At 44.8% G+C, this 22949-nt stretch carries 24 protein-coding genes; 13 read left to right on the top strand and 11 right to left on the bottom strand.

Annotation, left to right across the window (positions count from 1 at the left end; genetic code table 11):
* Positions 1 to 289: 289 nt before the first annotated feature.
* Entirely contained in the window at positions 290 to 943 is a 654-nt protein-coding gene (locus MNV_RS13590; RefSeq protein WP_096206490.1) for a YkgJ family cysteine cluster protein, read from the bottom strand.
* A gap of 486 nt (positions 944 to 1429) precedes the next feature.
* On the opposite strand from MNV_RS13590, the gene MNV_RS13585 reads away from it, so the two are divergent.
* Both MNV_RS13585 and MNV_RS13580 read left to right on the top strand, forming a co-directional pair.
* Positions 1430 to 2023, top strand: a complete 594-nt coding sequence (locus MNV_RS13585; protein ID WP_096206489.1) for a superoxide dismutase — start codon at positions 1430 to 1432, stop codon at positions 2021 to 2023.
* A 99-nt stretch (positions 2024 to 2122) separates the two neighbouring features.
* Positions 2123 to 2482, top strand: coding sequence for a hypothetical protein (locus MNV_RS13580; RefSeq protein ID WP_096206488.1), 360 nt, complete (start codon positions 2123 to 2125; stop codon positions 2480 to 2482).
* A gap of 12 nt (positions 2483 to 2494) precedes the next feature.
* On the opposite strand, the gene MNV_RS13575 is transcribed toward MNV_RS13580, so the two are convergent.
* Positions 2495 to 2884: a DUF473 domain-containing protein gene (locus MNV_RS13575; RefSeq protein WP_096206487.1), complete on the bottom strand. Its 390-nt coding sequence runs from the start codon at positions 2882 to 2884 to the stop codon at positions 2495 to 2497.
* Between the two features lie 4 nt (positions 2885 to 2888).
* Entirely contained in the window at positions 2889 to 3632 is a 744-nt protein-coding gene (locus MNV_RS13570; protein WP_096206486.1) for a proteasome assembly chaperone family protein, read from the bottom strand.
* Positions 3633 to 3792: 160 nt separating this feature from the next.
* Here MNV_RS13570 and MNV_RS13565 point away from each other — a divergent pair, with 160 nt between their 5' ends.
* The 4 genes from MNV_RS13565 (at position 3793) to MNV_RS13550 (ending at position 9190) form a co-directional block, all read left to right on the top strand.
* Positions 3793 to 4167, top strand: coding sequence for a GerW family sporulation protein (locus tag MNV_RS13565; protein ID WP_096206485.1), 375 nt, complete (start codon positions 3793 to 3795; stop codon positions 4165 to 4167).
* A gap of 30 nt (positions 4168 to 4197) precedes the next feature.
* On the top strand, positions 4198 to 4809 hold the full coding sequence (locus MNV_RS13560) for a DUF2953 domain-containing protein (protein WP_096206484.1): 612 nt from the start codon (positions 4198 to 4200) through the stop codon (positions 4807 to 4809).
* Between the two features lie 167 nt (positions 4810 to 4976).
* Complete coding sequence (locus MNV_RS13555; protein ID WP_096206483.1) at positions 4977 to 8126, top strand: PAS domain S-box protein; 3150 nt, start codon at positions 4977 to 4979, stop codon at positions 8124 to 8126.
* Positions 8127 to 8146: 20 nt separating this feature from the next.
* Complete coding sequence (locus MNV_RS13550; RefSeq protein ID WP_096206482.1) at positions 8147 to 9190, top strand: peptidase U32 family protein; 1044 nt, start codon at positions 8147 to 8149, stop codon at positions 9188 to 9190.
* 20 nt (positions 9191 to 9210) lie between these two features.
* Here the strand turns inward: MNV_RS13550 and MNV_RS13545 are convergent, their stop codons facing one another.
* Positions 9211 to 9678 (bottom strand): hypothetical protein, encoded by a 468-nt coding sequence (locus MNV_RS13545; protein ID WP_143311783.1) that lies wholly within the window; start codon positions 9676 to 9678, stop codon positions 9211 to 9213.
* A gap of 104 nt (positions 9679 to 9782) precedes the next feature.
* Between MNV_RS13545 and truA the strand changes: the two genes are divergently transcribed.
* Positions 9783 to 10592 (top strand): tRNA pseudouridine(38-40) synthase TruA, encoded by an 810-nt coding sequence (gene truA / locus MNV_RS13540; RefSeq protein ID WP_096206480.1) that lies wholly within the window; start codon positions 9783 to 9785, stop codon positions 10590 to 10592.
* A gap of 3 nt (positions 10593 to 10595) precedes the next feature.
* Positions 10596 to 11612, top strand: a complete 1017-nt coding sequence (locus MNV_RS13535; RefSeq protein WP_096206479.1) for a TRM11 family SAM-dependent methyltransferase — start codon at positions 10596 to 10598, stop codon at positions 11610 to 11612.
* A gap of 130 nt (positions 11613 to 11742) precedes the next feature.
* Here the strand turns inward: MNV_RS13535 and MNV_RS13530 are convergent, their stop codons facing one another.
* A complete protein-coding gene (locus MNV_RS13530) occupies positions 11743 to 12483 on the bottom strand; it encodes a helix-turn-helix transcriptional regulator (RefSeq protein ID WP_096206478.1) in 741 nt (246 codons plus the stop codon).
* A 224-nt stretch (positions 12484 to 12707) separates the two neighbouring features.
* Between MNV_RS13530 and MNV_RS13525 the strand changes: the two genes are divergently transcribed.
* Both MNV_RS13525 and MNV_RS13520 read left to right on the top strand, forming a co-directional pair.
* Positions 12708 to 13709 carry a hypothetical protein gene (locus MNV_RS13525; RefSeq protein WP_096206477.1) on the top strand — a complete coding sequence of 334 codons (1002 nt, stop codon included), beginning with the start codon at positions 12708 to 12710 and terminating at the stop codon, positions 13707 to 13709.
* 36 nt (positions 13710 to 13745) lie between these two features.
* Positions 13746 to 14015 (top strand): hypothetical protein, encoded by a 270-nt coding sequence (locus tag MNV_RS13520; protein ID WP_218838028.1) that lies wholly within the window; start codon positions 13746 to 13748, stop codon positions 14013 to 14015.
* A gap of 211 nt (positions 14016 to 14226) precedes the next feature.
* On the opposite strand, the gene MNV_RS13515 is transcribed toward MNV_RS13520, so the two are convergent.
* Positions 14227 to 16152: a DUF2341 domain-containing protein gene (locus MNV_RS13515; RefSeq protein ID WP_096206475.1), complete on the bottom strand. Its 1926-nt coding sequence runs from the start codon at positions 16150 to 16152 to the stop codon at positions 14227 to 14229.
* 1 nt (position 16153) lies between these two features.
* The gene (locus MNV_RS13510; RefSeq protein ID WP_096206474.1) at positions 16154 to 17047 is read right to left on the bottom strand and encodes a hypothetical protein; all 894 of its coding nucleotides are present in this window, start codon (positions 17045 to 17047) and stop codon (positions 16154 to 16156) included.
* Positions 17048 to 17383: 336 nt separating this feature from the next.
* On the opposite strand from MNV_RS13510, the gene MNV_RS13505 reads away from it, so the two are divergent.
* The gene (locus MNV_RS13505; protein ID WP_096206473.1) at positions 17384 to 17929 is read left to right on the top strand and encodes an epoxyqueuosine reductase QueH; all 546 of its coding nucleotides are present in this window, start codon (positions 17384 to 17386) and stop codon (positions 17927 to 17929) included.
* On the opposite strand, the gene MNV_RS13500 is transcribed toward MNV_RS13505, so the two are convergent.
* Positions 17918 to 18643 carry a polysaccharide deacetylase family protein gene (locus MNV_RS13500; RefSeq protein ID WP_257000066.1) on the bottom strand — a complete coding sequence of 242 codons (726 nt, stop codon included), beginning with the start codon at positions 18641 to 18643 and terminating at the stop codon, positions 17918 to 17920. The genes MNV_RS13505 and MNV_RS13500 overlap by 12 nt on opposite strands.
* Positions 18609 to 19817, bottom strand: a complete 1209-nt coding sequence (locus MNV_RS13495) for a glycosyltransferase family 4 protein (RefSeq protein ID WP_257000071.1) — start codon at positions 19815 to 19817, stop codon at positions 18609 to 18611. Before MNV_RS13495 ends, MNV_RS13500 begins: the two co-directional genes overlap by 35 nt.
* Before the next feature lie 232 nt (positions 19818 to 20049).
* Between MNV_RS13495 and MNV_RS13490 the strand changes: the two genes are divergently transcribed.
* Both MNV_RS13490 and MNV_RS13485 read left to right on the top strand, forming a co-directional pair.
* Positions 20050 to 20478, top strand: a complete 429-nt coding sequence (locus MNV_RS13490; protein ID WP_096206471.1) for a hypothetical protein — start codon at positions 20050 to 20052, stop codon at positions 20476 to 20478.
* A 52-nt stretch (positions 20479 to 20530) separates the two neighbouring features.
* The gene (locus tag MNV_RS13485; protein WP_096206470.1) at positions 20531 to 20770 is read left to right on the top strand and encodes a response regulator; all 240 of its coding nucleotides are present in this window, start codon (positions 20531 to 20533) and stop codon (positions 20768 to 20770) included.
* A gap of 34 nt (positions 20771 to 20804) precedes the next feature.
* Here MNV_RS13485 and tgt read toward each other — a convergent pair whose 3' ends face one another.
* Complete coding sequence (gene tgt / locus MNV_RS13480; RefSeq protein ID WP_096206469.1) at positions 20805 to 21902, bottom strand: tRNA guanosine(34) transglycosylase Tgt; 1098 nt, start codon at positions 21900 to 21902, stop codon at positions 20805 to 20807.
* Between the two features lie 6 nt (positions 21903 to 21908).
* Complete coding sequence (queA, locus tag MNV_RS13475; RefSeq protein ID WP_096206468.1) at positions 21909 to 22913, bottom strand: tRNA preQ1(34) S-adenosylmethionine ribosyltransferase-isomerase QueA; 1005 nt, start codon at positions 22911 to 22913, stop codon at positions 21909 to 21911.
* Positions 22914 to 22949: the final 36 nt, after the last annotated feature.

Raw genomic sequence — 22949 nt, 5'->3', positions numbered from 1 at the left:
ATAGGGGGTGACTTGTGGCGCAAACGTAATATGTTAAATGAAGGCAAAAGATTGAGTAAGATTTAGAAGCTTTAAATTCGGTAATCACTTAAAGTATGCTAAAAATTATAATGACCGCATAAATGTAACTACAATTTACCATAACCCGTATTTGAAGTGTACAGGGCTTGCTATCGTTTTTCGCCCATAAAGCTTCTCCTGTATAACTCCCTAAAGTTAGAAAAGCTCACCATATCTTTATTTTTCTCGGCAATACAACTTGCAATAAAGCCTCGGCAGGAATTCTTCATTAACGGCACGCCAGCCGCACATTCGAAATCCTCTCTCCATCACAAACGAATACATCCCCTGAATAATCACACGGCAGCGCCCGCAGGCTGGCAAAACTCAGTCTATCCCCTAACTGCCCGATAATGCCAATATAACTCCGCAGCTTCTTCATCTCATACCTCTTCAGCATCCTCGCCATCTCTTCCGCCCTCTCCTGCGTCATCTCATTCCCCAGCCCCTTGCAGTGCATTATGTCCACATCTCGCTCGCCCATAAAAAATGGATAGCACCTGCATATCATCGGGCGCCAATCATATATCGCGCATTCATTGTTTTTATAAAAGACACAATCTCCGGCATCATTGCGCCGTAATATCCATCCGATTGCCCATATGTTCTCCCCGTCGGATAGGCATGAATATATGTCTGGCTGCGCGACATCGTCCCATTGAAATCCTGTGCCCCTGATTATGCGCCTGATATCGCCAGGGAAAATCGAGATGGCATTGGATGGGCGCGATATGTCCTCTGTAATCTTTATATCAAAATTATTCCGGCAGCACCAGCCGCAGCGCGCGCATGAGAAACCGGAGCCGCGAATATGCGGAACATAGTCTGAAGAATGTATATGGATGAGATGCCCTATCCTGCTCCTGAGAGAGGCGATGTCCATGAATAAACATCGTAGCGCCGGGATATATAGTCTTTTGAGGGAGAGACCATCCGCTAATTCAATGTATATTTGTTATACCTATATCATTATTTGCCGTTAGTGCCCTAAATTTCATGACCTGTGTAAAAAACAATCGCCACAGAGGCGCTGGGACGCAGAGGAATATTTCAAAAAGCTCTCTGTGCCTCAGCGCCTCTGTGGCTTCTGATTATTTTGGCCACGGAAGCGCAGAGAACGCGGAGGTTACAATCAGGGCTTCAGAAAAAACTTGCCACTGAGGCACAGAGAACACAGAGAGTGATGTTAAAATGTTAGCTTTTTTTCCTTAGCATCTCTGCGGCTCATTTATATGCTCCAGTCGTTACAGGTTTTGAGAAAAAAGCTATTGAAATGTTAAAGGGTTATAAGGGTTTGGCGGATGGTCTCTTTTGAGTGAATAAAGTATAAAAGGGTTTGAGACTATGATTATTTACAGGGGTGTATAACATGGCATACGAAGCAAAGAACTTTGAACATCTGCTGGGAACAAAAGGTCTCAGCGACCAGTTGTTAAAAAACCATTTCACGTTATATCAGGGTTATGTGACGAACACGAACAAGTTAGCCGATACATTGAACGCAATGTTAAAAGAGGGAAAGGCAGGCACGCCGGAATACTCGGAGCTCAAGCGCAGGTTCGGCTGGGAATGGAACGGCATGAGGCTGCATGAATATTATTTCGGGAACATGACAAAAGGCGGCAAACCCATCGATAAAAATACGAATATGTATAAAAAGATAGTAGAAGATTTCGGGTCATACGAGGACTGGGAAAAGGATTTCAGGGGCGTAGGCTCAATGCGCGGCATAGGATGGGTAGTGCTGTATTATGATATGATAGAGGGGCGGCTTTTCAATACCTGGATAAATGAGCACGATGTCGGTCATCTGTGCGGAGCCAGTCCTATCCTGATAATGGATGTTTTCGAACATGCGTTCATGATTGATTACGGGGTGAAGAAAGCCGGTTATATTGATGCATTCTTCAATGCCATTGACTGGACCATAGATCCGGAACTGGATAAGATGCTGTTCGAATAAAAATAATGAAGATTTAAAGATCTTCATCTTTCGTTATTTTTATTTAGGCTGATTCTGTATATTATCCAGTATTAAATATTTCATTAAAGGATCACTCCAATGCTACCGGATAACATAGACCCTGAAATCGTCAGGCTCTTCCCCTCAACCAAAAGCGGTGTGGTCGAGCGGGGATTATGGAGAATACCGGTCTTCTTTGACAAAAGCTTCGGGAAAAACAGGGGATGCATCCGCCTGCGCCGCTATATTGTCCACATGGCTGAAACGGGCGAGACGAAGGAAGCGATGATGAGCAAGACCATGGAGATATACAACGAGTTCTCAGGACTGATTGACAGGTATCCCGCGGATGAAGATACTAACAGGCGGCGGAGGGATCAGCTGGATAAATACATGCAGGAATTCGTTGATGAAGTGACAGAGCTTATAGCAGAAGGCGACTCCACGCAGGTTTATTAAAAATCGAGAGGATTATCTCCCTTCGAAAAACTTCATTTCATCGGCATCTACGACCGTAGCTTCCCCTATGGCGCAGCACTCGGCGCGGCGCACTCTTGCGTGCCCTTTCATCTGGAGCTGGAGGCGCGCCATCTGGACTTCCGCCTCCTCATAAAAATCCTCGGTTCTCTGGACCATTCTGTGCATCGATATCTGTTTTTCATTTATTTTTGCAATGATACCGGTCGTGCCCGGTCTTACATCTTCAAGGCTTGTTGATGTCAGGAAGATCACATCCCCGACGTTGGTCTCAAGCGCCGAGAGGAAATTATGAGGGCTTCGTATCTCGATGGTTTTTACCTTGTTAGTTTCAAGGCTTTTTAATACCTGCTGCGATATTCCGCTCAACACGACGTATCGCATGATATCACCCGTACATCGGGAACTCTTTCTTCGGCATTGAAGGCGCCTCGGTGGTCCTTACCTGCTCTGCAAGCTTGGAGAGTTCAAGCTCTATCTGCTCTGCCTGGCTCAGTAATTTTTCAGTATTGATGGATAGATCAAATATCTTGTTAAGGACCTTTATTACTTCGACCGCTGCCCTTGGGTCAGGATTCGGTCCCGGGGTTTCACCAAGCAGGCTCACGGCGGGCAGGTTGCGAAGGAAACATTCGGTCATTATACTGCCTGAAATACCTGAGATCGTCCCGACCTGGAATATTTCCGTTTTATCTTTGATCTTTTCCAGCATTTTATTATTTGTAGCTCCCCCGAAAACCCGGCGTTCTCCTGTTGTTGTAGCTATTCCTGCGATCGAAACAATAGTTTTTGCCCTGATTTTTTGCATCCAGTCAACCAGAGCCTTGCTGATATCGTATGATGCCGTAGGATGTATGGGTATGTCCGAGATTACCACAACTATGTCTTTCTTTGCAGCTTCATAAATGCGCACAGGCATATAGATGATACCGTTGAAAAGTACGGCAAGAGGCGGGAAATACCTTGAGTCTATCGAGCCTATGTATTTCATTTCCAGTTCCTCTATAACGTGCTGACATGTTATGTTCCCCACAAGACCGATGCCGGGAAAACCTTCAATGACTATTGGATTTTCTGAGTTTATAGGCTCACTGATTATATTTACAACAGGTTCTACGGGTTCTGATACCATACTTCCTCCAAATTACTAATTAGGGTAAAAGTAAATAAAAGCATCGATGCGATTAGAATTTGTCTCATAACAAAGATAAGCCATCGCTAAAAACCTACGTTTTATTTAAGTACTAATAAAATCAGATACAATATTAATCAAACTAAGGGGGTTTAACCATATGAAAACAGAAGAGATTTTAAAGACCGTTACCGAGAAAGTAGCAAGCATGATATCTACTAAAACCGTAGTTGGTGAGAGTATAACAATAGAAGGGAAAACTATCATACCAGTTACCAGGGTAAGTTTCGGCTTCGCGAGCGGTGGCGGTGAAGGAAAGGGGAAATCCGGCGATGAAGGCACTGGAAGCGGTGGCGGCGCAGGCGCTGTCATCCAGCCTATCGGCTTCCTTGTTGTATCAAAGGAGGACGTGAAATTGTTCTCCATCCAGGGAAAAGATGTGATTTCCCGGTTAGCAGAGGTTATACCGCAGATCATGGAAAAATACAAATCCGTCAGGGAGGAGCACGGGAAAGAAGAACCGTCCACGACCTGAAAAAAATAAACTATCGAATCTGAAGTTCCGATGATCGCACAGATACTGGTAATTATCGCAGCCATTGGGCTGGTGATGCTGTTATCCCCGGTTACGATTTACGCAAATTCCACAAGGTCGGGAGGAAAAATAGAAGGGGATTTCAGCATAAGCTGGATAATTTTCAAGTTCAGGTATGCGATAAAAGACAGGCAGATGGAAGTTCTTGCTTTTGGCAGGCATATAATCAGTAAATCATATAAAAAAAAGCCGCCGAAACCAGAAAAACCAAAAAAACCAGAGAAGATCAAGGGACTCCGGAAAATGCTGCTTATCGGGGATTTTTTTAATCTGGGTAGACCGATATTGAAGCTTTTCAAAGATTTTATATATGCTTTTCGATTGAAATATCTTGATATTGACATCACCTATGGCCTGGATGATCCTGCCTGTACAGGCATACTTACAGGGTTCCTGTATGCAGTCAGTGGTTTTTCCCGTACAGGACGTAACATAAGGTTCGCATCTGATTTTACAAGACAGGTACTGGACTGGAACCTGAGCGTAAAGGTCTCTATTATACCAATCCGGATAATACCGCCATTGGCAGAATTCGTTGCCAACAGGGACGTTTTGAGGTCAGGGTTGAGGATTATCCGATGATGGGTTGAGCAATATTAAATCATTCTGGCATTAAATCCCCTGGAATAATAACGGCAGATTAATATAAGACCTGGTTAAACAAAGAAAAACTGAGTCCGAGTAAAGGTGGTTCAATGTAACCTGTCAGAATAAAGCGGGTCCGCAGGTTCGGTAATAGGCTGGAAAAAATGAGACTAAAGCAAAAATTGGTTGCGGTATTTATAGCAATCTCCCTACTGGTAGGTCTTGTGGGATTCCTCGGTCTTTACACCAATAACCGGATTGTGAACTCTTTTGAAAGTGGGGATGAACATTTCGGATCTATAATAGAGGCATCAAACGAGGTTAGCAGTTATGCAAAAAGGGCAGAGGGGCACTTGATGCTGTATTTGACATTACATAACGAGTCGGATAAGCAGAAATTCTTTATCAGGCTTGCATCGTTGCGCGAACAAAATTCGATAATGTATGAAAAAGTAAAGGACCCCGAGGCAAGAAAGATTTTAGATGATATCAATTCTAAAACAGACAAGCTCCAATATACCGGGGAATCGCTGCTAAAAGCATATGAAACCGAAATAAAAACAACAGGAATGTTCAGATTTGAAAATCACCAGGGATTGATCAGGAATCTTGACGATACTGCTGCTGATATCCGGGAAGATGGGCTCAGGCTGGCAAAAATAGAAGTCGGTTTAAGGACTGAACAGGACCAGGCAGCCAAAAAAAACGCTGCGAATCTTTACAATATTATTCTTATAATCGGTGCGGCTGCTATTTTTGGTGCCTTAGCTCTCGGATATGTTATTGCCAGAAATATCGCCGACCCTATTATGAGACTGAAGAAAGCGGCTGTGGATATAGGCAGAGGTAACCTTGGAACTAATATAGAAACCGGATCAACGGATGAGATCGGCGAGCTGGCAGGAACGTTCAATATAATGGTGCAAAATTTGCAGAAGTCAGGTACTGAGCGCTTGCGTGCCGAGGAAAGGCTATCAAAGCTGAACGAATGTTTCCTCGTATTCGGGACAAAACCGATTGAGAATATCAACCGTCTTACCGCTCTTTGCGGTGAACTCATGGGGGCAACTGCTGCGCTCTACAACCGCCTTGATAAAGGGATGCTCTGCTCATGGGGACAATGGAACCTGCCGCACGGTTACAAATTGTTAGACAATCCCGCAGGACATATCTGCCATGATACGATTAACCGTGGTAGTGATGAAATTAATATAATTCACAACCTCCCCGGAACCGTGTATGCTCACACCGACCCTAATGTGGTGGCATATAAGCTCAAAACCTATATCGGCCGTGCTGTCAAATTCGGTGATAATTATGTCGGTTCGCTATGCGTTGTTTATCAGGATGACTATTTTCCGAGCGCGGATGACAAAAGGCTTATGGGTGTTATCGCCTCAGCCATCGGGATAGAGGAAAACCGCATGCGTGCCGAGGAGGAGTTATCAAAGTTCAGATTAGGAATTGAGCGATCGGCTGATGCCATTTTTATAACTGATCCCAACGGTATGATAATTTATATCAATCCTGCTTTTGAGAATATATACGGGTATGGCAGGGAAGAAGCACTGGGGAAAACACCCAGGATTTTGAAATCTGGAACTCTTCCTCAGGAAGTTTATAAACAATTCTGGGATACGCTTCTTGCAAAGAAAGCCACGACAGGGGAGATAATCAATAAGACAAAAGATGGACGGCTATTAAATATCGAAGGCACTGCTAATCCGATCATGGATAGAGAGGGGAACATCATTGGTTTTCTGGCAATCCAGCGCGACATAACCATGCGCAAGCAGTCTGAAGAAAAAATCCGGGAGCAAGCCTCGCTACTTGATAAAGCGCAGGATGCGATTTACGTCAGGGATCTGGAACATCACATTATCTACTGGAATAAAAGTGCTCAGCGTCTGTACGGCTGGACAGCGGAGGAAGTCATCGGGAAAGACGCGAACAAGCTTCTACATATAAAAGAGCTCCCTAGACTCACCGAAGCCCAGAGAATTGTAATCGAGAAAGAGGAATGGATGGGTGAGTTATATCAGGTGACCAGAGATGGTAAGGAGATCATCGTTGAGAGCCGCTGGACTTTAACGCATGATGGCGGGGGGAAACCAAAATCAATACTTATCATCAACACTGATATCACCGAGAGGATAAAGCTTGAGGCGCAGCTGCTCAGGGCTCAAAGGATGGAGAGCATAGGCACGCTTGCAAGCGGTATAGCGCATGATATTAATAATGTGCTGTCACCGATAATGCTATCATTGCAACTATTGCAGGATAAGTTCACGGATGACGGTAGCCAGAAATTGATCGGCATCCTTGAGAGAAGCGCCCAGCGTGGAGCCGGTTTGATAAAGCAGGTCCAGTCATTCGCAAGAGGGATTGAAGGTGAAAGAAAAGCTCTTCAGGTGACATACATTATATCCGAAATCAGGCAGCTTGCAAAAGAAACATTTCCAAGGAACATAGAAGTTAAGGCAGATATATCAAAAGACCTCTGGACGACTTATGGAGATGCAACACAACTGCACCAGGTCCTGATGAACCTCTGTGTTAATGCACGCGATGCAATGCCGGCTGGGGGTACCCTTAGCATTTCTGCTGAAAATATTTCTATTGATGAAAGTGTTGCAAGGTTTAATGTTGATGCCAGGGTCGGTCCTTACGTCTCAATTGCTGTTTCAGACACCGGGACCGGTATTCCTGCTAAAATCATGGACAGGATATTTGAGCCGTTTTTCACGACAAAAGCTCCCGGCAAAGGCACTGGTCTTGGTCTTTCAACAGCCCTTGCCATTGTGAAAAGCCACGGCGGATTTATAAATGTGTATAGCGAAGTTGGAAATGGAACCAAGTTCAAAGTATATCTGCCGGCTGTTAAAACCAGCGAGACACAAAAAGCGCAGGTACAGCAGCTTGAACTTCCTGCAGGGCATGGGGAATATATTCTTGTTGTTGATGATGAAGCACAGATACGCGAGATCACCAGAGTATCACTGGAAAAAAACGGATACCGGGTGCTGACAGCCAGTGATGGTGCGGAAGCAATACAATTATACTCACAAAACAGGGACAAGATAAAGATAGTTCTTATGGATATGATGATGCCCGTAATGGACGGTCCGGCAAGCATTAATGAGCTTCGTAAGATCGACCCCCGGGTCAGGATAATCGCGGTCAGCGGATTGACCGAGAGTGATAAGTATGCAAGCATTACAGGCAAAGTACACGCTTTTTTATCCAAGCCTTACACAGTAGAGAGATTGTTAAAGACCATTCACAAGATCCTGAATGCAAAACATTTATCATGATTGCAATTAACAGGTAAGGCATGAAGCTATTTGTCCCCTCGCCCGGGCATATCAACAGCCTTAAAGAACTGCTGACAGCAAAGGATAAGATATATTCCATATTCATGGCAGGCTCGCCGGATTATATCGGCACGGGCAGAAGTAATCTTGCTTCCCCCCAGCTTGAGGATATCGCGGCGCAGACTGAATATGCCCATAAGAACGGTGTCAGGATGGAGCTTGTACTGAACTCAAGCTGCATGGGCGGGAGGCAGCTCACGCCTGAAGGTTTTCGGATAAACCACTGGTATATCGAGAAGCTGGTTGATATCGGCATCGATTCTATCGTGGTCGCCGACCCGTACCTTGTGGAAACAATAGCGCGGGATTTCGATGTCGATGTCGTGGTCTCGGTGCTCGCTTTTGTGGATTCGCCGCAGAAGGCGGAGTTCTTTGCCGGACTGGGCGCAAAATCTATAGTGATCGATTCGAATGTTAACAGGCATTTTGATGTGCTCCACGCTATCCGGGATTCGGTGGACTGCGAATTAAAACTCCTGGTGAACGAGGGGTGCCTTTACCGCTGCCCCTTCAGGTATGCCCATTTTAACTTTTTCTCGCATGCTTTCGGACCCGAGCCAAGACCCAATGTGCTGGATGACTACTATTACTTCAAATGTCTGGAGCTGCGGATCGCCAGCCCGGAGCTGATAATCAAATCGCCATGGATAAGACCTGAGGACATAAAGCATTACAAAGATATAACGGATGTTTATAAGATCGGCGGCAGGACGCATTTTGTGGACTGGATACTGAACTGCGTTAACGCATATCACAATGAGAGCTATGATGGCAATCTCATGGATTTGCTGGACTGCCCCAAGGATTTGAAAGACCTGTTCTATATACCAAATAAAAGCCTTGACAGCGTTTTAGAGCAGCAGTGGAAGAACTGCAAGAAGGTATGCAAGAAATGCGGCTACTGCAAGGTTCTTACGAAAAAGGTCACCAGAACGTACACGAAAGGGGGAACGGAGTTCGAAAGCCTTGAGCCGTGGGAGGAGACCCTTGCTGTTGGAACTTGATCCAGGGATCTCAAAAACTGCTATAACATTGTTTCAAGGACATGCAGGAAATACTCATAAAACGGCGGGGTACTATTATAGCTCATCAGATACATCCACCCAAAAGACGTGAAATAAAAATAGACAGGGATCAGCATCCACGCAGCGAATCTTAAAGCCCTGCTTGTGTTGCTTAAGTAAACGTTATCCCCTTCTGTTATTTTAATATTCCAGCCCCTTATTACCGCTAACATGACCAGGACTATCGAAGCTGCAGAAAGCAGCGGCAGTTTAAGATCTCCTGTAAGGAATGCACTTCTCAGGATCGGGTTAGCCTCAGCGAAGCCGGGCTGATGCGTTCCTACGAGCGTCAGCAGTGTATCCAGATAAATTATGAACAGGTAAACCATTGCCCAGTTCTTACTTTCGGAAAAGAAGCCACTAATACGTTTTTTCATGCTGCTCACTTTTGGATAGGGTACGTTCAGGAGGTATATATTTTTTTGCACGCTGACCAGGGTTATTTTATATTTTTTAACAGTGCCCAATCCAGCTTTTTGTTTATAAATTTTTTTACCGAAGATTTATATATCTACGTACCAATTTAAAATCCATGCGAATCGCTCTACAGGTTGCATACATAGGCACGGACTACCACGGTTTCCGATTCCATCCCGATGTCAGGACCATTGAAGGTGAACTCTTCAGGGCTCTTGCGGAATTGAACATTATAAACAATCCGCATGAAGCTAATTACATTGCTGCAGGCGCGACCGATAAAGGAGTACATGCGCTCGGTCAGGTGATAGCGTTCGATACGGCTGACCCGGATGCGTTCACAGCCAGAGCTATAAATACCAGACTTCCCCCGACGATATGGGTATGGGCACGGGCTCATGTACCTTCCGACTTTGACCCGCACAGCAGTGCCTTAAGCCGCGAGTACAGGTATATTATGTGCGGGAAATACAGCATCTCCCTGCTTCGTAATGCCTCGCGGCTGTTAAAAGGAGTACACGACTTTGCCAATTTTGCCACGCTTGAAAAAGAAAAGAGCAGCATATGCAGGATAGAGAAAATCGAGATGCGGGTAGAGAGAGAATTCACCATTATGGACATCCGGGCAGACCATTTTATCCGGCATATGGTGCGCAAGATCGCCACGGCGATGAAAATGACGGGTTGCGGGGCGAAGGACTTATCGTGGCTTGAACAGATGCTTAATCCGGCGGAGTTTACCGAAGGGCTTGAGCCTGCTCCTGCTTATGGTCTTATTTTTAAGAACGTCGAGTATGAGAATATAATCTGGGACGAGGATGCGTACGCAAAAAAAACCGTAAGACAGAGTCTTGAGGAACAGTTCCGGTGGCACGGCGTTATGGCTGAGATGCTGAGGGAATTAAAAGAGAGCATGATAATATAGGCTATGTTAATTGCATTTGAACTGTCAGGCGAACATGACACCATCCCGGCATCTGAAGCGATCGCCTGCCTTGAGTCGCTGCATGTGGACTTTAAAATCCATTTAAAGCTTGACGGATGCCTTGTCATCGAGCTAAAAGACGAAGCGTACCGGACTGCACATGCCCTGTCAAAAAGACTTTCGATGACCCATCATCTCATGATAGTCCTGGGAATCGGAGGGGCGACAGAAGAAGATATCCTGGATACGGTAAGCAGAGCCGATATCAGGTTAGATGGTACGTACAGCGTCAGGGTCAGGAGAATAAAGGACTGCTCAAAAGTGGACACCGGGTCGATGGAACGACGGATAGGCGGGATTTACTACCAGAGAGGAGCCTGCGCAGACCTGAAAAACCCTGAAATTGCGTTCAGGGTACTGCTCACAGGGGATAAGAGCATCTTCGGATATATTGTTGCTTCTGTTGACCGGGGAGCGTTCGAAGCGCGAAAACCCCATTATAAGCCTTTTTTCTACCCCGGTGTCCTGATGCCGAGGGTAGCGCGTGCACTTGTGAACATAGCAAAGCCGGAAGAGTATCTGTTCGACCCGTTCTGCGGGACAGCCGGTATCCTTGTCGAAGCCGGGATTATCGGCATAAAGGCAATCGGAGGCGACGTGCAACGGAAGTTGCTCCTTGGGGCTAAAATGAACCTTGATTATTACGATATCGACTATTCCCTTATGTACCAGGACGCATGCCGCATGGCGCTTTGCGATGAGAGCGTGGATGCCGTTGTAACAGACCCCCCGTATGGCAGGTCGGCGGCGATAAAAGCAGAATCACTGGATGATCTGCTTACCGGTTCCTTAAGCGAGATACACAGGGTGCTTAAAAAAGGAAAGCGCGCGGTTTTTATTTCAGAGCGCAAGATAGAGGATATTGCAGAAAAAGCGGGGTTCAGGGTAATCGAGAGCCATCTGCAGAGGGTGCATAAGAGCCTTACAAGACGCATCTCGGTTCTTGAAAAGAACGGTTAATAGGAGGATAGTGGGCAAAGGATTGTGGTGGTATGAAAAAAAGTATGTTTTGCCCACTATAATTCGTATATATACGAACGAAAGTATTTATAGTTTACGACGGGCGTAAAGTTGTGCACGAATGAGGAAATCAATTTTTTTGGACTTCAGCGATAATAATGTTTGACCGTCCTTTTTTGATCTTTTTAATGAAACCCCTGTTCTCCAGGTCATCCAGCATCAGACTGACCCTTGCCTCCGAGTATGACGTTTTTTTCCGCAGTTCCTTCTGGGTTGACCTGCCGCCCGTTTTCAGTATTAAGCTATACAGTTCCTGCAGGTCGGAGGGAAGTTCCCCGGTTCCGGTTACAGCCGCAGGGGGCGGTAAAGGAGTTTCATTAATGACGGTTCTGTCGCTATTGCTTTTGTTAAGCCGGTAAAAGATTATTATAGCGGACAGGATAACTATTAAAATAATTACAATATAAATATACGGGCTTACTTCATTTTTTACATCCATGTTATCTGTAAAATTAATATCCCCGAGGTACTCGTACTCCGTGTCCGTCGGAGGGAAAAGCAGGAGGTCGCGGATAAAATCCCCTTCATGGCCTACCTGGATTTCCTCTTCGGTACTGAGTTCAAGGACATTGTTCCTGTAGTATTTTGCTTTGATAAGGTAATTGCCGGGTGACAGGTTGAACGAGTAGATCCCTGCTGTTGCGACCGTGTACTGCACAGGTGTTGAGTTCACCTCGACTATAGCGTTCCTTAGAGGCTTTTCAAAATCCTGCCATTCATATACCGTGCCGTGCAGGGTTGCCCCCTGTGCGCCTGTAACTAGTACGGCTATCAAAAAGAATATCAGGAGTCCTTTCGTGTCCCTGGGCATGTACTCTTATAATCTTATAAAACTGTATATATAGTTTATTCTAAAGTAAAACAAGCATTTATGGGGCTCTATAATGGATTATGGACTTTGATAAAGTTTTATAAAGGGTTATGAAGCTTCATAAACGTTTAAATTTTGATGCTGTAAAAGTATGTTTATCTGTTCGGTGATTGTAGAACGGGTAGACAATTGCGTTATGCGATTGATAAGAAGGAGGAACTAATATGAAAAACAGGCAAAGGCTCAATATATTAACGTCGCTGGTCGCGGCTGTATTCATACTGAGCTTATTCTCAGGGCTTGCGGCTGCGCAAACGCCAAAAGAGCTATTCGAAAAGGATAAAGAACAGTACAGGATACAAAAGGAGAGATATGAAAACACACAAAAGAAATTCGAGGAAGCTAAGAAACAATTCGATGAAGCCAACGAAAAGTTAAAAAACGCAAAAGACACAAAATCCAGGGGAGAGCTAACAGAGAAAGCCAGGAACTATGTCGAAAGAGCTATTAACCATACAATTGCGCAACTTGGGGTTCTCAAATCCAGGATAGAGCTTTCTGAAAATAAAGGCGTCATCCCGTTCGATGCCTCTAAAAATATCGATGCGCACATCGCAGAACTGGAACAGCTAAGAACAAAAGTACAGCAGGCTACCACGTTCCAGGAATTAAGGGATGCCCATAAGGAATTAAAAGACCAGTGGGTTAAGATAAGGCTTGAAACACGCTATTATCTTGAAATACTGATCAATCACCGGGTTGATGAATTCATTACAAGGGCAGAGAACGTCTCGACAAAATTAGACACAGCAATCGAGAATGCGAAGGCAGAGAACAAAGATGTATCCAGACTGCAGGATGATGCGTCAAGGTACAAAGCCCTTGTAGCAGAAGCAAAAGCCATCCAGCAGCGGGCAGACACCTTGCTGGCAAACCACAGCGGGTTTGCCTCTGACGGGACCGTGACAGATAATAAGGCTGCGGCTGAATTCCTGCGCCAGGGAGATAATCTGGAAAGGGATGCGATCAAAAAAATGAAGTCGGCAAGTAAGGAATTGCTGGATTTTGTCAGGGATTATAGAAAGCTCTTCGGAAAAGCCAGGGTTAATGAAAAAGGCGAACTTGAAGCCGGCGGAAGTGCAACCGCAACACCGGTGGCAACTTCAACTGTGAACGCAACAGCTACAGCAACGCCTACCGCGACAGCAGAAGGTAATAGCAGTTAAAAGGTGATATAAATGAGAGTAATGTATCTATTAATTGTGTTAGTAGTCGCAGCATCGGCTTTAGGCTGCTTGGGCAATAAGGAGAAAGGCAAGGTGGCTGACATCTCTACCCAGGCGCCTGCTTCCCCTGCCCAGACCCAGCAACCTGCGCCGCAGGCAGCAAACACCCAGGTTACTGCCTCACCTGCTCAGACCTCTTCAGGTACTTCTCCTGATGACTTGTTCGGGACGGAAAATGAGCTTACCTCGGTGGATTCGCTGGTTAATGACCTGGATGCGGATATTACCTTTTCTGATTCGATTTGAGGTAGACGCATCTGCGTTTACCTTTTTCAATATACTTTATAAGGCTTCAACTAAGACTCCTTTAGAACCTTTGATACAATTCCCAAACTCGGCAAATGCTTCTTTCCATAGCTACGTGCTTTTTCTATTGTAATCCACGACAAAACCATTCCAGAACTGCCTGATTATGCTTTCAATATAGCAAAGAACCGCTTAATATCGCTTCTGCATCTTAATTCCCCCATGCGGGTTCCGGATTTACATATTTATGATATATAAAATTGTCAAATCTATTTGGATAAGATCCTGCATTTCCTCCTGAGCCAGATGTGTACAATGTAGTAAAGCTTGAAGAAGTTGGACCATTTCCTGTTGCCTGATAGATTTGCACTCCATTTACATACAATGTCCACACATTATTATAATTGGTAACTTTATAATGTAAAATTCCTGTACCAACAGTGCTAGAACCAGTATCATAATTAACTGTAGTGACACCTCCGACTGCAACTGAAAGAAGATATCCTCCTAAATAACAGCTCTGACACGCCACAGCCAAATTGTTATCATTTACATATGAAAAATAAATTCTGGATTGCTGATAGGCGTTTCCAAAGCTATCTAATCCTTGATTATATACATCAAACTCCCACGCAGTGTTTTGGTATGATGCAGATGGCGTGTGAATTACTGCACCTTGTGAATTAGAATATAATCTCTTACTTGTAATTCCACCTAATGTCTCGCTCTGGACCGAGAATGTTCCTTTATCGATTATCCATCCTGCTGGAACAGATCCTATAGCATCTGATTCGAAATTATTAAAAAAATCGAATGTCGCCGTTCCACTGCTTACACTTATCGCCGATGGATTACCATAATAGAGATAAATATTTGCTGTACCTGGGCTTGCCGGTATTGAATCAACCTCTACCCATACCACGGCACTTATCCCTGGAGTGTATGACTCTATCCAGTAGTCCAGTAATGTAGCTCCGTCTGATTTGGTGAACCTCAAATCGCTGAAGTCGTTCTTTGCGTTCCCCCCGAGATAGATGTTGCCGAGTGTATCAGTTCCGGTACTATTATAGACTGTGAGCTTCATCTGGTAATTTGTCTGGGCGCCTGCTGTTGAGCCAGTGATGGTTAATCTGCGGTTATAACGCCAGCTGCTAAGCATGTTACTAGTAACAGCTGCAGATGCATTAACCTTGCCATAACCATATTCTATGTCCTTGCCAGAAGAACCAAGATCGACAGCAGTATTTTTCAATATCTCTCGAACATTTTCATTACTGAATGTAGGATACTGCGACCATACGAGTGCTGCAACCCCAGCAACATGCGGGGCTGCAAATGATGTGCCAGAACCATTATACAAATCGGCTTCGTATCCGTTATTACGAATTGTTGAAAATATCTCAACCCCGGGTGCAACAAGTTCAAGTTTGGAACCGTAGTTTGAAAACGAAGCCCTTTGATCATTAGAATCTATTGCTCCAACAGCTATAACCGAGCTAAAATTTCCGGGATATGGTATATAGTTTTGTCCTCCACCAATGAACGAATTACCAGATACACCGACAAGTAAAGCTCCTTTAGTGTAGTATGCATAGTCGGCTGCAATTTCTGCAAGATCATAGTACTCAGCTTTCTGGAGGCTCATGCTTATTATTTTTGCACCGTTATTTGCTGCATAATAGATACCATCCGTGATAGCAGGCCAGGTGCAATTCTGCATAAAATTGCATACCTTTACTGCAAGCAGTTTGGTCTGTGCAATACCTGCAATACCTGTGCTGTTATCCATGATAGCACCAGATATACCTGCAATGCGTGTTCCATGAGATTTGCTGTTATCATCCATGACTACATTACTGTTATTATAAAAGTTCCATCCCTGTATAACACGTCCTGTCAGGTCTTCATGGTTATAATCAATCCCTGTATCAAGAATTGCAACAGTAATAGTTGTACTGCCTTTCTGATAATTCCATGCATTAGGAGCATCTATATTATTTGGTCCCCATTGATTGCTCCAGTATGTGTCATTTGGTGTATGTGCCGAAGCTGTACTCGCTGCAAGAATGAGAGCCATGCCCACCGGCAGCATTGACGCAAGCAGTGACTTCAGAATAAATCCTATACTTCTTCTCATATTATCTCCTTCTCATCATAAAGATAATAGAGATAAGAAGCAATATTGAAACAACTGATTCAAATCCCGATGCCTTGGGCGTATCTGCCACTTCTGAGCTGTTATTCACTGATATAGAAGCGAGACTTGGTTCTGTACCAACGAGCGAGACTGAAGCAACATATGGATCAGTTGAAATTTTATTGATGAATTCAGAGATATTACTCGTTTCAAAGCCAGCCGCCATAAAAAACTTATCGGCATCCGATAGCTCCATGAGCTTTCCTCCATACTTTGATGCAAACTCTTCAAGAGATGGAGGAGCCCTCCAAAATCTAACCCGCACTATATTGGGAATGTATTCCACACGCAGCTTCTCGTAGTATTCAGGGCCCTGTATTAAAGGCTCTGTCGAATAATATCCTGTTTCTGCATTGATTAACAAATATCCCGTTTTTGTATTGATAAACAAATACTCATCACGAAATGCTTTCTCTACAAGGGAATCATTTGAAAACTCGCTGACTACATCCAGCGTTCTCTGGCTTACGCGCCCGGTCTTTCCTACGGGCAGAGTTTCAAATGCCGCCATCTTTATATCCGAATCGATGAATATTGGTTTTACACCGTATTTAGAGGCAAAGCCATTAGTCGATGCTGGCATTTCTTTGAAATATACAATAACAACTTCCCTAAATACAGGCATTGTAGGTTCTCCAATTCCTGTATTATTTTGATCTAGTTTCTTTTCTTGAGGGATTGTACTATTGTTAAGATTAATTGTATTATTACTAAGATTAATTGTATTACTGCTAAGATTTGCACCTACCGGTTGTTCTGCACCCACTGCCGCCATGCTCACAAGCAGCATTGCACCAAGTAGCGCGCCTAATTGCAATCCCTTACTTTTTTTCATGTTTTTATTCCTCCATTTATATTTTCTTCTTAAGTTCAATTTATAGTCTTGCCTTCGGACAAGGGGCTCACTCTCTTGAAACAATCAACCATCACTTTTATTATTATTGCAGAATGATTGTTTGAGCTTTTGCCCAACCACTGATTTTACATATTTAATTTTTTAGATATGAAAAGAAGTATATATTTCAAATGGTATTCAATATTACAATGAGGTTAAAAAATTATAATGTCGTTAAAATTTTCTCTAAACCTAGGTCGAAAATGAAGCCCGAAAGATTATGGCTATATCTCCTCATACACAAAAATTAAGCTAAGATACGCCCAGTTAAACCACATGCAAATCCTCGTCCACATCTGCTGCGCCCCGTGCTTCACATATCCCCACAAACGACTGGTCGAAGAAGGGCACGACGTAACAGGCTTTTTTTACAATCCCAACATACACCCTTACCTGGAATATAAGAACAGGCTGGAATCGCTTGAGAAATATGTGGAATTAAAAGGAGCCAGGATGATTTATAAGGATGATTACAATATCGAGAGCTACCTGCGCGGAGCCCTTGACGCTGATGACAGGTGCAGGTTCTGTTATACCATGAGGCTCACAGAGGCGGCAAAAACCGCATGTACGCTCGGATTTGAGGCTTTTACCACCACCCTTCTGATATCCCCTTACCAGGAGCATGAAGTGCTTATCGAAACAGGGAAAAAAGCGGCGGATGAAAATGGGATTGAGTTCTATTATGAGGATTTCAAGGAAGGGTACAGGGAATCGCGGGAGCTTGCCAGAGGCTTCGGGCTTTATATGCAGAAGTACTGCGGATGCATTTTCAGCGAAAAAGAGCGATATTGCAAGACTAAAAATAAGTCAAAGCCTTAAGAAATCAGATATAGTACAGAAACGGTAATTGTTATTCTTAAAAAACCCTATCAATGACCCAAGCCTCTCAAGCGCCCTGCTGCCTGTGTTTATCTTGCAGTCCCACCTTACAGGTTCGCCGCTCATATCCACGAACTCCCAGGGATGGAAGAACAGGATTACTGGTGAATCAAGTCGCCGGAGTATCCCGCTCCCGAGAGGCAATCGCAACATTGAGGAGGTCGCAGATACCGGGACTCTTAACAATCCGTTATTCAGGTCATCATCTTTATCACTGGCATGTATCCTGTATAAGTGCCCGATCTTATACTTAGCAAGGGACGAATCGATCAAATACCCGTTGTTTTTCAGGAGCCCCAGGAACCTTTCGGGAAATATGAGATTTGGCGCCCTGAAAGAGATAATCCTGCCGGCGAGACTGCGCAATACCGCGGTGCTCTTTTCTATCTCATCCGCAGCTTCCTCAAAAGCCATCCTGTCAAAACGCGTATGGGAATAGCCGTGGCATCCGATTTCGTGACGCCCTGCGATCTTTGCCACATCCTGCGGGTATTTTGAAGCCACATCGCCGGTTATAAAAAACGTAGCTTTCACATCATATTTTTCCAGGACTTCAAACAGTGCGGGAAGCCCTGATTCTATGCCCCTGTATGTCCCAAGGTATGGAGGGCAGTCAGGCTCAACATCTATTGTCAGGGTTACGGTTCTCATCATGGCGGGGTTTTAACTTCCTAACAATTCTTCCCATCTTCGCAAGTTTCATATCATAATACCTGGGGGTCTCCACTTCAGCCACCTCATCTACAAAATCGTATACATCAAGTGTCTTCTTGCAGACTATATCCCAGGCAAAATTCGAAAGCACATGCCTCCTATTATTTCTTGCAAGCTTTGATCGGAATTCTTCATCCGTTATCAAAAGCTCAAGATTGTTCCTTATTCCTGCTGCATTGTTAGCCGGCGGAGGGCCATTATTGCCGCTCAGGATATCTCTGATACCGTTCACGTCTTTTACCACAACAGGAAGTTCACATGCCATAGCCTCAAGAATGGATATTCCCAGCGCCTCATTCTCGGAACATAAGGAGAATATATCGGATGCATTCAGATAATCAAAAGGGTTTGTTACGTAGCCTGTAAACCGAATATTCCCGCTTATGCCCAGCGATTTTGAAAGCTTCACCAGTTTTTCTTTTTCCGGACCGTCGCCCACGATAAGCAATTTGACGTTATGCCTTTTATTAAGGTCATGCGTTATCTGTATCAGCTCGCGCATCTTTTTGCGGGGCACAAGCCTGCCCACTGTAACGATCACGATATCCTTATCATCAAATCCGAGATAGCGGCGTATCTGATCCCTGTTCGTGACATCAGGATAGAATTTATCGCAATCCACGCCGTTGGGGATAACAAATACCGGTTTATCCATATAGAAACGCTCGGTATCATCTTTTACGGCGTTACTTACGGCTATTAACGCATCCAGCCTTGTAAATTCTTCACGCAGCAGATGCTGAAGCAGGCTGCGCATCAATACTTTTCCCCAGAGCGAATGGTTCGTGGCAACCGTTGGTATGTACCTCAATGTCTTGCCTGCATACGCTGTGACCATAGCCATCGGCGAATAAATGCTGTGGGCATGTATAAGCTCGAACTTCTCCCTTCTGATAACGTCATTCACAAACCAGCTTATCCTCGGATCGACCATCGCGCCCCATCTTCTGACTGCATGACCTTTTACCCTGTGGATTATGATCCCTTTTTGCCTTTTTTGCGCATCATGTGCAGCGATCATCTCCTGTGAACCCTGGTATTGGCGGGTCAATATATGCACCTCGTTGCCCTGTGCAGCCATGAGCTCAGAGAGGTAATCGATGTGGCTCTCTATACCTCCTATCTTGGGATAATACCAGTCGCTAACAAGACATATCTTTCTGGTCTCTATACCTGAACCTCCTGTACTGCTTTTACAATACTTTCTTGTATCTATATTTTATTTCTACTCCATAAATCTTCTCAGACACAGCCCCGCTAAAAAGTTGCTAACTTTAGTAGCAACCGCTGATTTCCTGTTGTGTAGCAGATGATAGTCTGGAAAACCATTCCCCAGGAGGCTAAACATGACAGAAAACATCCATATCCTGTATATCACAGCGTTCATAACCTTTGGAATAGGCGATGGAGTTACAGCTGCTTACATGATGAGCTTGCTTGGAGCAGGCATCGAGGCAAACCCGGCTGCAAGCTACCTCTTCACAACATATGGTTTTAATGGCATCGTGTTCGCCAAGATGTGGCTCACTTTTGTATTGTTGTTCGCAGTTTTTGTACTCCAGCTTAAATCCTCAACAAATATGTACTGGACCATGAATGGTTTCCTTGTCGCCCTCACGTCAGGTGGATTGATGGCGGTAAATGCCAACCTGACAGCAGTAGCAGGACAAATCCCGCAAGCTCCCGACGAAATAATATTCATTTACATGTTCCTGGTGTTAATACTGACAGAGGCGGGAAGTTTCGCGGATGATCATACAGTTGCAGCAAGCTAATAGATGGCAGAATGATTGATAAAAGGTACTAAAGTAGGAGAAGGGAATAGACATGAAACAACCAAAAGTACCCATGGCGGATGACGAACCCTTGAACACCGGGCCAGGAACTCTCTCAAAGGATTACGATGCCATTAAAGCTTCAGGCGGCATTGACTTGCAGATCAAAGTAGAAAAAACCCTGCCTGATTTTATACTTCTTAATACGATGATATCAAATAAGAACGGCTGCGCCGTTTGCAGAGAGCTTAAAACGAACCATAAAACCAGGTTCATACCAATCCTTTTATGATTACCGGCCTGAAGAACGGTGCGGATGTAATTAATCATGGAAAACCAGTAAGTACCTTTTCTTTAAATTCAGCAAACCTGTCCTCCGTTATTGCTTCCCTGGCACCATGCACTATTGACTGGATAAAGTGCAGGTTATGAATGGATGCCAGTCTCAGTGCAAGCAGTTCGGATTCCTTAAAAAGATGATGCAGATAAGCCCTTGTATAGTTTTTACAGGCATAGCACCCGCAATTCTCATCGACAGGTGCAAAATCCTGTGCATATTTCCCGCGGGCAATATCCATATTCCCTTTTGAGGTCATCAGGGTCTGGTGCCGTGCATTCCTTGTAGGGAAGGCGCTGTCGAATATATCCACGCCGGACCCGATTGCCTCAAGCAGTTCCGCAGGCGAACCCACGCCCATCAGATAGCGCGCTCTGTCCTCAGGCACTAAAGGAACATTATACCTCAATACCTCGTTCATTATCTCTTTTGGTTCGCCGATGGATAGCCCGCCTATCCCGTAGCCGTCAAAATCCATTGCAACGAGTTCCTGTGCGCATTTTTTCCGCAGTTCTGCGAACGTCCCGCCCTGCAATATCGCAAAAACGAGCTGATCTTCATTTTTTTCCACCCCTTTTGCTCTTCCTGCCCACCGTATCGTCCGCTCCATCGAAGCCTCTACTGCGCTGTAATCGCTTCCATAGGGTGGGCATTCATCAAGCACCATTGCAATATCGGAGCCTATGGTTTTTTGGTTGTTTATGCAGATCTCGGGCGTGTATGAGTATTTCTTCCCGTCACGGGGGTTTTTATACGTTATTCCCTCATCCGTGATCTTGAAATGGAAGTCCTTGCGTATCATCTGGAAGCCGCCGCTGTCCGTGAAAATAGCGCGCTCCCAGTGCATGAATTCATGCAGCCCTCCGGCTTTCCGGAGCACGTCCATACCCGGCGAAAGGAAAAGGTGGAAGGCGTTGCTGATGAGCGCCTGCGTGCCCATGTCATACAGTTCTTCGGGTATGAGCGTCTTCACCGTTCCTTTGGTGGCGACTGGCATGAACGCGGGCGTATTGATCACCCCATGCTTTGTCCTGAGCTTTCCCGCCCGCGCGCCTGTATTTTTATCTGTGTGTATCAGTTCGTACATAATACCTTACCTGAAAACCAGCATTGCATCTCCGAAGCTGTAAAACCTGTATGAATTCAATATGGCTTCTTTATAAGCAGCCATCAGCCTCTCCCTGCCCGCGAATGCGCTCACAAGCATAAGCAGGGTGGATTTGGGAAGATGGAAGTTCGTGATAATTGCATCAATCCTCGCTTTAAAAGCATAAGGCGGGTAGATAAAAAGTTGACTGAATCCTTCTTTTGCAGTGATATTGCCATTTACGCATGAACTTTCAAGCGCTTTTACCGTGGTAGTGCCGGCTGCTATCAGCTTTCCCCCTGTTCCATTGATTATCCCCGCGCTCTCTGCATTTATTGTAATATACTCAGGCTCCATAATATGAGATCCCAGGTTCTCCACTTTAACCGGAGTGAACGTGCCGATGCCGACATGAAGGGTAACGTAAGCGATATTGACCCCTTTATCTCTTATACGGTTTAATAACTCATTTGTGAAATGCAAGCCTGCGGTGGGTGCGGCTATCGAGCCTTTTTCCTTTGAATAGATTGTCTGGTAGCGGTTACTATCGTCCAGTTTCTTCTTGATATAAGGCGGAAGAGGCGCTTCCCCGGTTTTTTCGAGGATATCGTTCAGGTTCCCGTTGCAGTTGAACTCCACAAGATATCTGCTCGCATTTTCATTCTTTATAACCTCAAGAATCGTTGCCTTAAGCTCCCCGAAATAGAGATTTGTGCCTTCACGGATGTTCTTGCCGCGGATAAGGCACTTGTATCCTGCCCCGCTTTTTGAGATCACAAGTGCTTCGACATGCCCCCCCGTGCTCTTTTTACCGCTGAGTTTTGCGGGTATGACCCTTGAATCGTTGAGCACAAGGGTATCTCCTTCTTCAAAGTAATCAATGATATCGGCAAAATACCGATGCTCAATGTCCTTTCCGAGCACCATTAACCTGGATGAGTCCCTCGGCTCTATGGGGGATTGGGCGATAAGTTCCGAAGGCAGGTGATAATCGAAATCGCAAAGTTTCATCTGGTGCTTAGTTCACACACTGGGTTAAGTAATTTT

Source organism: Candidatus Methanoperedens nitratireducens (assembly GCF_900196725.1).
Taxonomy (GTDB): Archaea; Halobacteriota; Methanosarcinia; order Methanosarcinales; family Methanoperedenaceae; genus Methanoperedens; species Methanoperedens nitroreducens_A.
Note: the sequence above shows the minus strand (reverse complement) of the source record. Positions and strands in the feature narration are given on the sequence as shown.